At 63.5% G+C, this 13,170-nt stretch carries 13 protein-coding genes; 5 read left to right on the forward strand and 8 right to left on the reverse strand.

Going from position 1 to position 13,170, the window contains the following annotated elements; all coding sequences use genetic code 11:
- Window positions 1-101: 101 nt before the first annotated feature.
- Window positions 102-1,010: a LysR family transcriptional regulator gene (locus ACIPZ8_RS10275; protein ID WP_400722239.1), complete on the reverse strand. Its 909-nt coding sequence runs from the start codon at window positions 1,008-1,010 to the stop codon at window positions 102-104.
- Between the two features lie 160 nt (window positions 1,011-1,170).
- Between ACIPZ8_RS10275 and ACIPZ8_RS10280 the strand changes: the two genes are divergently transcribed.
- Both ACIPZ8_RS10280 and ACIPZ8_RS10285 read left to right on the forward strand, forming a co-directional pair.
- Window positions 1,171-1,617 (forward strand): universal stress protein, encoded by a 447-nt coding sequence (locus ACIPZ8_RS10280; RefSeq protein WP_400722242.1) that lies wholly within the window; start codon window positions 1,171-1,173, stop codon window positions 1,615-1,617.
- Between the two features lie 41 nt (window positions 1,618-1,658).
- Window positions 1,659-1,874, forward strand: coding sequence for a type II toxin-antitoxin system PrlF family antitoxin (locus tag ACIPZ8_RS10285; protein ID WP_400722245.1), 216 nt, complete (start codon window positions 1,659-1,661; stop codon window positions 1,872-1,874).
- Here ACIPZ8_RS10285 and ACIPZ8_RS10290 read toward each other — a convergent pair.
- The 5 genes from ACIPZ8_RS10290 to ACIPZ8_RS10310 form a co-directional block, all read right to left on the reverse strand.
- Window positions 1,865-2,905 carry a YhcG family protein gene (locus tag ACIPZ8_RS10290; protein WP_400722247.1) on the reverse strand — a complete coding sequence of 347 codons (1,041 nt, stop codon included), beginning with the start codon at window positions 2,903-2,905 and terminating at the stop codon, window positions 1,865-1,867. The two genes, ACIPZ8_RS10285 and ACIPZ8_RS10290, sit on opposite strands and share 10 nt — an antisense overlap.
- 179 nt (window positions 2,906-3,084) lie before the next feature.
- Window positions 3,085-3,945, reverse strand: coding sequence for an efflux RND transporter periplasmic adaptor subunit (locus tag ACIPZ8_RS10295; protein ID WP_400722250.1), 861 nt, complete (start codon window positions 3,943-3,945; stop codon window positions 3,085-3,087).
- Between the two features lie 10 nt (window positions 3,946-3,955).
- On the reverse strand, window positions 3,956-4,156 hold the full coding sequence (locus ACIPZ8_RS10300) for a DUF1656 domain-containing protein (protein ID WP_008097766.1): 201 nt from the start codon (window positions 4,154-4,156) through the stop codon (window positions 3,956-3,958).
- Between the two features lie 4 nt (window positions 4,157-4,160).
- Window positions 4,161-6,338 (reverse strand): FUSC family protein, encoded by a 2,178-nt coding sequence (locus tag ACIPZ8_RS10305; protein WP_400722253.1) that lies wholly within the window; start codon window positions 6,336-6,338, stop codon window positions 4,161-4,163.
- A complete protein-coding gene (locus ACIPZ8_RS10310) occupies window positions 6,335-7,864 on the reverse strand; it encodes an efflux transporter outer membrane subunit (protein WP_400722255.1) in 1,530 nt (509 codons plus the stop codon). Before ACIPZ8_RS10310 ends, ACIPZ8_RS10305 begins: the two co-directional genes overlap by 4 nt.
- A gap of 180 nt (window positions 7,865-8,044) precedes the next feature.
- On the opposite strand from ACIPZ8_RS10310, the gene ACIPZ8_RS10315 reads away from it, so the two are divergent.
- Together ACIPZ8_RS10315 and ACIPZ8_RS10320 are read left to right on the forward strand one after the other, a co-directional pair.
- Complete coding sequence (locus ACIPZ8_RS10315) at window positions 8,045-8,992, forward strand: LysR family transcriptional regulator (RefSeq protein WP_400722258.1); 948 nt, start codon at window positions 8,045-8,047, stop codon at window positions 8,990-8,992.
- Window positions 8,993-9,072: 80 nt separating this feature from the next.
- Window positions 9,073-10,047 (forward strand): 2-hydroxyacid dehydrogenase, encoded by a 975-nt coding sequence (locus ACIPZ8_RS10320; RefSeq protein WP_400722261.1) that lies wholly within the window; start codon window positions 9,073-9,075, stop codon window positions 10,045-10,047.
- Window positions 10,048-10,117: 70 nt separating this feature from the next.
- Here ACIPZ8_RS10320 and ACIPZ8_RS10325 read toward each other — a convergent pair whose 3' ends face one another.
- On the reverse strand, window positions 10,118-11,056 hold the full coding sequence (locus ACIPZ8_RS10325) for a glycosyltransferase family 2 protein (RefSeq protein ID WP_400722264.1): 939 nt from the start codon (window positions 11,054-11,056) through the stop codon (window positions 10,118-10,120).
- 196 nt (window positions 11,057-11,252) lie between these two features.
- Entirely contained in the window at window positions 11,253-12,146 is an 894-nt protein-coding gene (locus tag ACIPZ8_RS10330) for a DMT family transporter (protein ID WP_400722266.1), read from the reverse strand.
- 148 nt (window positions 12,147-12,294) lie between these two features.
- Between ACIPZ8_RS10330 and ACIPZ8_RS10335 the strand changes: the two genes are divergently transcribed.
- Window positions 12,295-13,170 (forward strand): helix-turn-helix transcriptional regulator, encoded by an 876-nt coding sequence (locus ACIPZ8_RS10335; RefSeq protein WP_400722269.1) that lies wholly within the window; start codon window positions 12,295-12,297, stop codon window positions 13,168-13,170.

Below are 13,170 nucleotides of genomic sequence, written 5' to 3' on the forward strand. Positions count from 1 at the left end.
ATCTCCAGCAACAAATTTGCGACTGGAGCAGTCTAAGAAGGTCGAATGCTGACGAAAACTGACTTCTCGGCAGGTTTAAGTTGCGCCAGGCGCAATCCGGCTCAAGGGTCGACGCTGCAGCAAGCCTTCAAGGTCTGGCGCAGCCAGCGATGCGCCGGGTCATTGTGAAAGCGCGGGTGCCATGCCTGCAGTACCGTCACCCGCTCCAGCGGCACCGGGATCTCGAACGAACGCAACGGCAGCCCGAGCTTGTGCACGCTGTTGAGGATGTTGGCCGGCATGGGCAGGATCAGGTCCGAATCCGGTAGCGAAAACAATGCCGAATGAAAACTCGGGGTAATCAGCGCCACCCGCCGCTGCACCTTGAAGTTGGCCAGTTCGACATCGATCGGCCCGTTGGCCCGGCCACGGCGCGACACGCTGATCTGTGGATAACTGGCGAAGCTGGTCGGCGTGATCGGTTGGTCGAAGATCGGATGGTCGCGTCGGGCCAGGCCTACATAGTAAGTCTGGAACAGGCTCTGCACCTTGATCTCCGGGCCCAGGTCGACGGTCGAGCTGATGATCAGGTCGGTGCGCCCATCGCGCAGCACGCTGTCGTCATCGCCACCGGGGCTTTCCGGCACGAAGCGCAGCACCGTGCGTGGTGCCTGCTCATGCATGCGCCGCAGCAGCTGGGCGCCATACAACGCGATGAACAGGTCATTGGTGCGAATGTTGAAGGCGCGATCGAGCCGGGGCAGGTCGACTTCATCGGCGCTGCGGAACACCTCGCCGGCCTGCTCCACCAGCGCCGCCACCTGCTCGCGCAGGGCCAGTGCCCGCGGGGTCGGCACCAGGCCACGGCCGGCACGCACCAGGATCGGGTCGCCGAGGGCCTCGCGGATACGCCCCAGCGTACGGCTCATCGCCGCAGGGCTCAGGTTCATGCGCTGCGCGGCGCCGACCACGCTGCCTTCGTCGAGCAGGGCATCGAGGGCGACGAGCAGGTTCATGTCCGGGAGTTGCATGGCCGTTTTCCGTTACAGCTGTGAGGAAAGGCGATGGTAGCAGGTTGGTGGATTGCACCAGACGCAATGCGCTCGTGCGTGGTGGGGCATTTATTCGCTGGCCGTGTTCGGCCATAAATGAAGCATTGGCACATCACTCAGACTCAACCTAGGATTCCGCATGCCCAGCCCCGTCCTGATCGCCATCGACGCCTCCCCCGCCGCCACTGCCCTGCTCACCCTCGCCCGCCGCTATTGCCGCCCCGGTGAGCACGAACTGCACGTGCTGCTGGCCATCGACTCGACCTTCGCCGTGCACGACAAGCCCGCGCCTTACACCGCCGAGGAACTGGAGGAATACCCCGCCGCCTGCGAGGAGCAACGCCTGGGTGATCGCGCCGTGGCCGAAGCGGTGGAGCAGCTGCAACAGGCCGGCTTCAACAGCCAAGGCTGCATGGTCGCCGGTCAGCCGGTCGAGGCGATTGCCACCAAGGCACAAGAACTGAATTGCGAGCTGATCATCATGGGCCACCGCCACCTGTCGCGGTTGGGGCGATTGCTGGACCCATCCATCAGCGCGAAGGTGATTGACCGGGTTGAGGTGCCGGTATTGGTGGGGGCCGCTTGAACCGCTGCTCAGTCAGGTAATGCGATTGAATTGATCAGACAATGCAATCGCATTACCTTGGTGGGCTAACCCGCACAGAGGCAACGGAGGACGCTCACGTGCTAGGCCAGTTCCTGAAGTTTATGGCTCACGACATCGCAACCAATCCCCAACGGCTGCAGCTTGTCGATGCTGAGCTCATCGCTCGCCTCGACAAGCTCGTGGGTGATGCAGAGGTCGACCTGGATCAACCTCTGTCGGCGGAAGATCACTCCTGACGACTAGCCAACTCCCGCTCGATCTGCTCGATACTGGGCAAGCTTGCCTGTAGCTCTTCCGGCAAGGCATCGATCAACTGAAATTCAGCGACACCAATCGGCTGGGCCTTGCCACGCAAGGCATACTCGGCGACCACCTTGTTCTTGCCTTTACATAGCAGCAACCCAATCGTGGGGTTGTCTTGCTCCAGCTTCATTTGTAAGTCAACTGCCGTGAGGTAGAAGCTCAGTTGCCCCAGATGTTCAGGCTTGAACTTTTCGGCTTTCAACTCTATGACCACATAGCAGCGCAGCTTCAGGTGATAAAACAGGAGGTCGATGTAAAAATCATCGCCTCCAACTTCCACATGCACCTGGCGCCCAACGAAGGCAAAACCCGCTCCGAGCTCAAGTAGAAACTGAGTAATGTGTTCTACCAGTGCGGCTTCAATCTCTCGCTCACTGGCTTCCTGACCTACATCCAGAAAGTCGAACAGGTAAGGGTCCTTGAGCAGCTGACCCGCCAGGTCAGTGCCTGGGGACTGTAACTGCGCTGAAAAGTTGGAAGTGGCATTGCCCTCCCTCTCCAACAATCTGGACTCGATGTGCATCTGCAAGGTGGATCGTGACCACCCGCACTCCGATGCTCGCGCCGCATACGCAAGCCTCTCGTCCGGTTTTTTAAGCTTCGTCAGCAGCACCAGATTATGGCCCCAAGGCAATTGTCCAACAGCCTGTTGGACAATTGCCTCATCTGGCCAAGCTTCAGCAAACGCTCGCATGTACATCAAGTTGGCCCGAGAGAACCCCTTCATCGCGGGAAAGGCGGTTTTCAAGTCATGAGCCAGCCGCCCTATGACCTTCGCTCCCCAACCTTGAGCAGCTTGACGTTCGATAATATCTCGCCCAAGACGCCAATAAAGCCCTACCAGCTCCCGATTCACGGCAAGGCTGGCCTTTTGCTGGGCTTTATGAATACGGACTTTCAGATCAGCTAGCCAAGTATTGTAACCCTGGGGCGTATCGATCAGGGCCAAAGGTTTATCAGGCATGGGGAGACTTCCTCGAACAGGCGACGGACTGCTTTAATGGCGTGCCAGACTGCTCCCCTGGAAATACAACGCCAATAGCGGCCCCCATCGACTTTTCCTTGATTCAAGTAGGCTCTTTCCTAAACCCTCTCTGCCCCCTGTAACGAACAACGAGTTCACGACATTCCACGTGATCAGCACTATCCCTCGCTCGGCTTAACCACCACCGTACAGGTCGTCCCCGCCGCCAGCAGGAACCCGTCCGGCACTTCATCGATGTGAATGCGCACCGGCACCCGCTGCGCCAGGCGCACCCAGTTGAAGGTCGGGTTCACGTCGGCGATCAGCTCGCGGCTCTGTGGGTTGTCGCGGTCGTAGATGCCGCGGGCGATGCTCTCCACATGGCCCTTGATGCGCTCGCCGCTCATCATCTGCAGCTCGGCCTGGTCGCCGACCTTCACGTGCGGCAGCTTGGTCTCCTCGAAGAAGCCGTACACCCAGAACGAGTGCTCGTCGACCACCGCCATCACCGCTTCACCGGTACGCGCATAGTCACCCTTGTGGATGTTCAGGTTGGTCACGTAGCCGTCCACCGTGGCGACGATATGGGTGCGCTTGAGGTTCAGCTCGGCCGCCGCCAGTTCAGCCTGGGCCTGCTGGTAGTCGGCCAGGGCGGAGTTGGCGATGTTGCTGGCGTCGTCGCGGTTTTCCTTGGAGATCACCAGGTTGTCCATGTCGGCGCGGCGCTTGGCGTTGACCTTGCGCATTTCCCAGGTGGCCTTGCGTGAGGCGACCAGGGCCTTGGCCTGGTCGACCGCCAGCTGATAGTGCTCGGGGTCGATCTGGATCAGCAGGTCGCCCTTCTTCACCCGCTGGTTGTCCTTGACCGGGACATCCACCACATAGCCGGGCACATCGGCGGCGACGTTGATGATGTCGGCGCGCACGCGGCCGTCGCGGGTCCACGGCGTGGTCATGTAGTGCAACCACAACTGGCGACCGATCACCACGGCAGCGGTCAGCACCAGCAGGGTGGCGATCAGGCTGAAGAACTTTTTCATCGAAGGATTCTCACCAGTAGAGCGACAGCGCCAGGGCGCCGAACAGGCAGACGAACAGGCTCAGGCGCAGCAGCGCCGGGTGCCAGAAGAAGCGGTAGCCATCATGGCTGGCGATGAACCGGTCCAGGCCCCAGGCCAGGCCCAGGGCGAACAGGAACATCAAGGTCATGGTGGGCATGTACACGCCATGGAAGGCGATCTCGCGGGGCATGATTTCACGGAGCACGGTGCAATCCTTTCGCCGGTGCCAGCGGCGACTGTGGGTCCAGCAGGGATGAACGGATGAAGTGCAGGTAGCTCTGCGCCCGGCGCAGCACCGAGGTGTCGAAGTGCCGGGCGAAGGGTTCGTCGGTGGCCTGCACGCGAGCGATGGCGTGGTCCACCGCAACCAGGGCACGCTCGTGGTTGCTGGCGCTGGGCTGCAGGAACAGGCGGGCCAGGGCGCGGCCCATGACACGAATGGCCTGGCGCCACGGCTGCGACTCGGCGTAGGCCGGGTGGATCGGCGCGCGGGCCTGTTCCTTGCGCAGTTCGATGATGGCGTGGCCGATCTCCAGCACGGTGAACATCCAGCCCATCAGCTGGCTCTGTACCTGCGGCTTGCCGGCAGCCAGGCCATAGGCCTGGTGCAACAGGTCACGGGTGCGGCTTTCGAACGCCGAGCCGAGGCCGCGCAGGCGCCCGCTGATGGCGAACAGCACCTGCCCGCGCAGCTCCTGCTCCAGGCGGCTCCACAGCCAGCGGCTGTTTGGCGGCAGGATGATTGCACCGGCCGCTGCGCAGACGAACATGCCGATGACCATGCCGATGTAGTCGTTGATGAAGCTGTACGGGTCGTAGAGGGTCAGGTTGTTCGGCACCGAGCCGATGGCGAAGAACACCAGCAGGCCGATGCCGTATCCGGCATACGCCGGCCGCGACGAGAGGAACGCACCGAGCACGAACACCGGCGCCAGCACCATGCACAGCAGCGGGAAGCCATCGATCCAGGGGAACACGAAGAAGGTTTCGAAGAAGCCGATGAACGCCCCGATCGCCGTGCCGCAGGCCATCTGGAACGACATGCGCTTGGGGTTCGGCGAAGCGGCCGAGAGGCCCACGGTGACGGTGGCGATCAGGGTCATCATGGCACCGCTGGGCCAGTCGCTCATCAGCCAGTAGCTGCCCAGCAACAACAGCACCGCCGAAGCGCGCACACCGGCGGCCAGCGACACCAGCCAGCTGGTCTGCGCCACATAGGGCTCGTCCCACTGCTCACGCTCGTGCTTGTGCGCGGCCAGCGAGGCGTGGGTTTCGGCGTAGCTGTACATCTCGTCGACGAAGCGGTACAGCAGCTCGAACGCGGTGTGGAAATCGAGCAGGTCGGATTCGCTGGGCTGGGTTGCCACATAGTCGGCGCGCAGGCCACGGACCTGCGCCTGCAGGCCTTCCTTGTAGGCCGCCAGCTCCAGGGTCAGGCGCAGCGCATCGGCGTCGGTCAGCGCCCGGCCGACATAGGGCTGCAGCAACTCCACCAAGGTGTTCAGGCCCGGCTCGATGGCGCCGACGATCTGCAGCGGGCCGCGGGCGCGCAGGCGCTCCAGCAGGCGGTGCAAGGCGTTGAAGCGCGTGGTGATGGCCATGAACTCGCTGTTCATGCGCACCAGGCGGCCAGAACGGCGACGCATGTGCGGGTCTTCGAAGGCGGTGACGTTGCGCAGGCTTTCCAGCCCTACCGCCTCGGCGACGAAGCGCACGTTGCTGGTCTCGAAGCGGTCGCGCTGGCTATCACCGCGCAAGGCTTCCACCACGACCCCGGCGAATACGCCAAAGCGCTGGTACAGGGCGTTGCGCATGGCGGCACTGGCCGACTGCGGCAGGATCGCAGCGCTGACGAAGGTCGACACCAGGATGCCCAGGGCGATCTCCAGCACCCGCCACACGGCCGCCATGAATGCCTGGTCCGGGTGCTGCAGCACGGGCAGGCCGATCATCGCCGCCGTGTAGCCGGCGAGGACGAAGCCATAGGCGCGGAAGGTGCGGTAGCGCATGGCGCCGGCCGAGCACAGGCCAACCCACACCGCCAGGCTGGGCAGGAACAGTTCGCTGTTCTGCGGGAAGATGGCAATCAGCGCGACCATCATCGCCGAGCCGGCCAGGGTGCCGAGCACCCGGTAGAAGCTCTTGGCGAACACATGGCCGCTCTGCGGCTGCATGACGATGAACACGGTGATCATCGCCGTGCGCGGTTGCGGCAGCTCCAGGCGCATGGCCAGCCACAGGGTGATGAACGCTGCCGCCAGCACCTTGAAGATGTAGACCCAGGTCACCCCGTCGGTGCGCGCCCAGGCGAAGAAACCCCGGCGCCATTCGAGGCTCTGCAGCCAGCGCACGGGCAAACTGGAAGTGCTCATTCGGCGTTATCCGGCTTCTTGTCGAAAATGGCCAGGGTGGCCGGGGTTTTCGGCGCGGCCTGGCGTTCTTCCTTCGGCACGTCCTGGCCAGCCTGCAGGCCGCCCCCAAGGGCGGTGACCAGTTCGGCATGGGCGATCAGGCGTGCAGCCTGCACCTGCTGCTGCACCTGCTGTTGGCGGAACAGCAAGGTCTGCGCATTGAGCACGTTGAGGTAGTCGGTCAGGCCGCGCTGGAAGGCCACCGTGGCGATGTCGTAGGTTTTCTGCGCAGCGGCCACCGACTCGGCGGCGAAGTGCGACTGCTCCTTCATCGATTCACGGCGGATCAGCTGGTCGGAAATGTTCTTCAGCGCACCGACCACGGTCTGGTTGTAGCGCGCCACGGCCACGTCATATCCCGCCGAAGCTACGCCCAGCTGCGAGCGCAGGCGGCCGCCGTCGAAGATCGGCAGGCTGATCGCCGGGCCGACGTTGTAGTTGAACTTGCGCCCGGTCAGGAACTCCAGCGGGCCGCCACCGGTGGCCATGAAGCCGAGGCTGCCGACCAGGTCGACGTTGGGGAAGAAACCGGCATGGGCGACATCGATGCCGCGGGCCTGGGCGGCGACCTGCCAGCGGCTGGCGACCACGTCCGGGCGCTGGCCGACCAGTTCGGCAGGCAGGTTCGAAGGCAGTTTCAGAGGGGCCGCGAGGGCCAGGGTCGGCCGCTGCAACTGCGCACCCTCCCCTGGGCCTTTGCCGGCCAGCGCCGCCAACTGGTTGCGGGTCAGGGCGATTTCTTCGTCGAGGCTGTCGAGCTGGCGATGGGTCTCAGGCAGCGGTGCCTCGGCCTGGCTGACCTCGAAATGGGTGCCGATGCCGCCGTCCAGGCGGCGCTTGGCCAGGGCCAGGATCTGTTCCTGCTGCTCGAGCTCGGCCTTGACGATGTCGCGCTGGGCGAAATGCAGGCTCAGCTGGATGTAGGCACGCACCACGTTGCTCTGCAGTTCCAGCTGCGCCTGGCGGGCCTCGGCCACGCTCATGTGCGCCTGGTCCACGGCCTGCTCGCTGGCGTTGCTTTCGCGGCCCCACAGGTCCAGCGCGTAGCTGAAGCCGAAGGCGGCGTTGTTGTCCCAGGTGTTGGCGCCTGACAGCGCACCAGGGCCGTAGAACTGATCCTCGGGCCAGTTGTGCCGCTTGAGCGTGGCGTCACCGTTGACCTGGAGTTTTTCCGCCGACTCGACCACGCCGGCCATGGCCTTGGCTTCACGCACGCGCGCCGCCGCCATGGCCAGGCTCGGGCTGCCGGCCACGGCCAGGTCGACCCAGCGGTCGAGTTGTGGGTCACCATAGGCCTGCCACCAGCGCTGGTCAGGCCAGTGCGCGTCGCTGGCCGCTTCGCGAATGGCCGCGTCGGTGGACAAGGTATTGGCTTGCAAGGTCTTGCTTTGCGGGGCGATACCCCAGGTTCCGATACAGCCGCTCAAGGTGAGACTAAGGGCACAGGCACTGAACACTTGAAGCGTTCTGATGATGCGACGCGGCACAGCTGCGATTTCCCGAGGAAGAGGTGGAGGGGCCGGGCAATTCTAGGGGGCCGCCGCACTGGCGATAAGCGCATATTCCTGCGAATCTTTGTTACCGAAACAGCGATAATCCGGCTTTGGTCGAACGCACATTTGCGTTACTTCGTGACACAATTTTGTCCTCTACCTTGAGAGTGACCCATGGACACCCTGCAAAACATGCGTGCTTTCAGTTGCGTAGCCCAGCTAGGCAGTTTCACGGCTGCCGCGGCGCAACTGGATACGACCACCGCGAACGTGTCGCGGGCGGTCTCCAACCTGGAAGCCCATCTGCAAACCCGGCTGCTCAACCGCACCACCCGGCGCATCGCCCTGACCGAGGCCGGCAAGCGTTACCTGATGCGCTGTGAACAGATCCTCACCTATGTCGAAGAAGCCGAAGCCGAAGCCAGCGATGCCCATGCCCGGCCCGCCGGCCAGTTGAAGGTGCATTCGATGACCGGGGTCGGCCAGCACTTCGTGGTCGATGCCATCGCCCGCTACCGCGAGTCGCACCCGGACGTGACCTTCGACCTGACCATGGCCAACCGCGTACCCGACCTGCTCGACGAGGGTTACGACGTGTCCATCGTGCTGGCCACCGAGCTGCCGGACTCCGGTTTTGTCTCGCAGCGCCTGGGCATCACCTACAGCATCGTCTGCGCCTCGCCCGAGTACGTGGCCAAGCACGGTTTTGCGCACAAGCCGGTCGACCTGCTCCAGCATTCCTGCCTGCGCATGGTCAGCCCGGTGATTCCGCTGGAAAAATGGCTGTTCGACGGCCCGGAAGGCCAGGAACTGGTGAACATCTCCAGCTCGCCGTTCCAGGTCAACTCGGCGGATGCGATGAAAACTGCAATCCGCAGTGGCATGGGCATGGGTGTGTTGCCGATCTACTCGGTCATCGATGGCTTGCGTGACGGCAGCCTGGTGCGGGTGATGCCGGAGTACCGGCTGCAGGAGCTGAACCTGTATGCCATCTACCCTTCGCGCCAGTACCTGGATGCCAAGATCAAGACCTGGGTCGAGTACCTGCGCAACTCGCTGCCGGAAATTCTGGCGGCCCATGAAGCCGACCTGAAAACCCATGAATTGCTGATCGCCAACTGAAAAAGCTGCTGCACCGCGGCGGTGGACAATGGTAGGTTGCTAACCAATCAACCCCATCCACCGCCCTGAGAAGTAGCCCGATGAAAAAGACCGTCCTGGCCTTCAGCCGCATCACCCCGGCCATGGCCGAGCGCCTGCAGCAAGACTTCAACGTGATCGTGCCGAACCCCAAGCTCGGTGACATCAGTGCCCAGTTCAACGAAGCCCTGCCCGAGGCCCACGGCTTGATCGGCGCGGGCCGCAAGCTCGGCCGCGCGCAACTGGAAGGCGCGGGCAAGCTCGAAGTGGTGTCCAGCGTCTCGGTAGGCTTCGACAACTATGACGTCGACTATTTCAACGAGCGCGGCATCGCCCTGACCAACACCCCTGACGTGCTCACCGAAAGCACCGCCGACCTGGGCTTCTCGCTGATCATGGGCTGCGCCCGCCGTACCGCCGAGCTCGACGCATGGACCAAGGCCGGCAACTGGCAGGCCACGGTCGCCCCGTCACACTTCGGTAGCGATGTGCATGGCAAGACGCTGGGCATTGTCGGCCTGGGCAACATCGGTGCCGCTATCGCCCGCCGTGGCCGCTTCGGCTTCAACATGTCGATCCTGTATGCCGGCAACAGCCGCAAGGCTGCACTGGAGCAGGAACTGAGCGCCCAGTACCGCAGCCTCGAGCAGCTGCTGGCCGAGGCCGACTTCGTCTGCCTGGTGGTGCCGCTGTCGGACGCCACGCGCAAGCTAATTGGCGCCCGCGAATTGAAGCTGATGAAGCCAAGCGCGTTCCTGATCAACATCGCCCGGGGCCCGGTGGTCGACGAGGCGGCGCTGATCGAGGCACTGCAGAACGGCACTATTCGCGGCGCCGGCCTGGATGTGTACGAGAAAGAGCCGCTGAGCGAATCGCCGCTGTTCCAGCTGCCGAATGCGCTGACCTTGCCGCACATTGGTTCGGCGACTGCCGAGACCCGCGAAGCCATGGCCAACCGGGCGATGGAAAACCTGCGCGCAGCGTTGCTCGGTGAGCGGCCGCGTGATCTGGTGAATCCGCAAGTGTGGAAGGATTGATAGCGCTCTAGCGCCTGTGCTGGCCTATTCGCGGGCAAGCCCGCGAATAGGCCAGCACAAACACTGGATTTCACCTAGGCTGACGCCGACGCCCCAACACCTTGCGCACCACATACCGCGGCCGATGCTTGGTCTCCTGGTAAACCCGCCCGACGTACTCCCCCAAAATCCCGATACCGATCAACTGCACGCCACCGAGGAACAGGATCGCCGTCATCATCGAGGGGTAGCCCGGCACATCATTGCCGTGCAGCACCTTGTCGATCAGCATGTACACCGCAAAGGCAAAGGCGAACAGCGACACCCCTGCGCCCACGTAGCTCCACAACCGCAGCGGCACGGTACTGAACGAGGTGATGCCGTCCAGTGCCAGGTTCCACAACCGCCAGAAGCTGAACTTGCTGTTGCCCGCCGCACGTTCCGGCCGGTCATACTCGACGATCGCGGTGCGAAAACCTACCCACGACAGCACGCCCTTCATGAACAACTGCTGCTCGGGCAACTGGCGGATCGCGGCCACTACCTTGCGGTCGAGCAGGCGGAAATCGCCGACGTTCTCTTCGATATGGGTCGAGGCAATCCGATTGTGCAGGCGATAGTAGAAGCCTGCACTCCAGCGCTTGAGCGGCGTATCGGTGGCGCGGCTGCGGCGTTTGGCCAGCACCACGTCGGCGCCATCGCGCCACAGCGCGATCATCTGCGCGATGACGTCGACCGGGTCTTGCAGGTCGACATCGATCGGTACCACGGCATCGCCTTCGGCATATTCGAGGCCGGCGAACAACGCCGACTCCTTGCCGAAATTGCGCGAAAAATTGACCACCGTCACCCACTCGTCCCGCGCTGCCAGCTCGGCGCAGATATCTTCGCTGGCATCGCTGCTGCCGTCGTTGACGAACAGGATCTCCACCGTCATGCCCTGTAGCGTCGGCTCGTTGCGCACCGCGTCATAGAAACGCTCCAGGGTGTCCTGCTCGTTGTACACCGGCACGATCAGGGTGACGTTCATGATCCCCTCCGCTTGAACACCACGGTGTGCGAATAGCAGTAGCCTGCAACCAGGCTGGTGGCCGAGAAGGTCACCAATGTCAGCCAGGGCGACAGCCCTGCCAGGTATCTTTTTCCCCGGGTAAAGACTTCCCGGAAAAGTCTAGCCAGCCGCCACGGCCATACCTGGCATTTTTGTCAGCGCCCGCCTGGCTGGCTCACGCCACGGCGGCAACTGGCTTGGGCCGGGGCTTGCGGAACACCAGCACATTGCCTGCCATTACCGCCACCAGGCCCAGCAGCGCCGGTGTGGTCCACTGGTAGCCTTCGGCAAAGGCCGACACGTTCAGCGCCACCAGCGGGAACAGCACGGTGCAGTAGGCCGCCCGCTCTGGCCCCATGCGCCCGACCAGGGTCAGGTAGGCGGTGAAGCCGATCACCGACCCTGGGATGACCAGGTACAGCAGCGAACCGATGTAGCGGGCGTTCCATTCCATGGCGAAGGGGATGCCGCTGACCAGGCAGTACACGGCCAGCATCGACGCGCCATAGACCATGCCCCAGGCATTGGTGGTCATGGGCCTGAGTCCGGCCTTCTGCTGCATGCTGGAGAGCATGTTGCCGGCCGAGAAGCACAGCGTGCCAAGCAGTGCCAGGCCCAGGCCGTAAAGGGTTTCGCGGCTGGCCGTGTGGTGCGAAAGCTCGGGCCAGAACAACAGGCCCAGGCCGAGCAAGCCCAGTGCACCGCCACCGAGGACATTGCTGGCGATCTTCTGGCCGAAGAAGATCCGGGCGTTGAGGGCGTTCCACAAGGTGGCAGTGGAGAACACCACGGCGATCAGGCCGCTGGCGATCCATTGGCTGGCCGTGAGAAAGCACATGAAGTTGACGCAGAACAGGCAGAATCCCTGCGCCAGGCAGATCAGGTGGCCGCGCCGGTTCATCGGCTGCAGGCGGCGGGTGAGCAGGAGTATGGCGAACAGGATCAGGCCGGCCAGGGCGAAGCGGTAGACGATCGACACTGGGATGGCGACGACGCCCAGTTGCAGTTTCAGGGCGATCCAGGTGGTGCCCCAGATCAGGACGGTGAGCAGGTACAAAGAGAGGTTCATGGCGGCGGTTCCTTGGGCCTTACAAATTCAACGCCATCAGTGTTCTCCCTGCCCACCACCCTGCGCTTGCACAAACTTGCGCTTTTCGCCCACAGGTGGCTGTCACCGAAACGCTGGCGCAGTACGATGAGCGCCAGAGGACCCGCCCATGACGCCACTCACCCAGCTGCAAGTGTTCAACGCCATGCACGCCTCGCCCAACGCCCGGCTGGAGCTGAGCGCGCACCTGGGCGACGGGCTGGCCGCGGCGTTGTGGAGCAACCGCGACGACGCCCGCGACTATCAGGCGCCGAGCCATCACACGCTGTCGTGCTACATCGCCGACGGCACCGGTACCTTCCGGCGCCAGCGCCCGGCCGACAAGGGTGCGCCGGACAAACTGTGCATCATGCCGGCGGGGCACGAATCGAACTGGGTGGTGAATGGTGCAATCCGCCTGGCCCACCTGTACATCAGCGAAGCGCAGTTCGCCCTGGGCTGCGTGCGCCTGCTTGACCGCGAACCCCGCGAACTGCAGCTGCGAGAGGCGACGTTCCTGGACGACCCGCAGCAATCCGTGCGTTTTCGCCAGTTGATCACCCTCGACTGGGATGAGCCCGCCGAACGTCTGCTGGCCAGCAGCCTGGCCCACGCGATCGTCGACCATGCCGTGCTCAGCCAGGTTGGTCTGCGCCAAGGGTTGCGCCTGAAAGGCGGGTTGGCGCCGAGCCTGCGCCGGCAACTGGTGGAATATATCGAAGCGCACCTCGACCAGCCGATTACGCTGGGTGAACTGGCACTGCGCAGCAACCTGTCCGAATACCATTTTGCGCGGATGTTCCGCAGCAGTTTCGGCTTGCCACCCCATCAGTATCTGCTGGCGCGGCGACTGCATCGCGCTTGTCAGCTGCTGCGCCTGGGTGAATTGCCGTTGGGCCAGGTGGCACTGCTGTGCGGGTTCGCCAGCGCCAGCCATTTCAGCAACCGCTTCCGCCAGGCATTCGATGCAACCCCAGGCGAGTACCGCTCGGCCTTGAGCTCTTGA

The sequence above is a fragment of the Pseudomonas sp. NPDC089422 genome, assembly GCF_044749405.1.
Taxonomy (GTDB): Bacteria; Pseudomonadota; Gammaproteobacteria; order Pseudomonadales; family Pseudomonadaceae; genus Aquipseudomonas.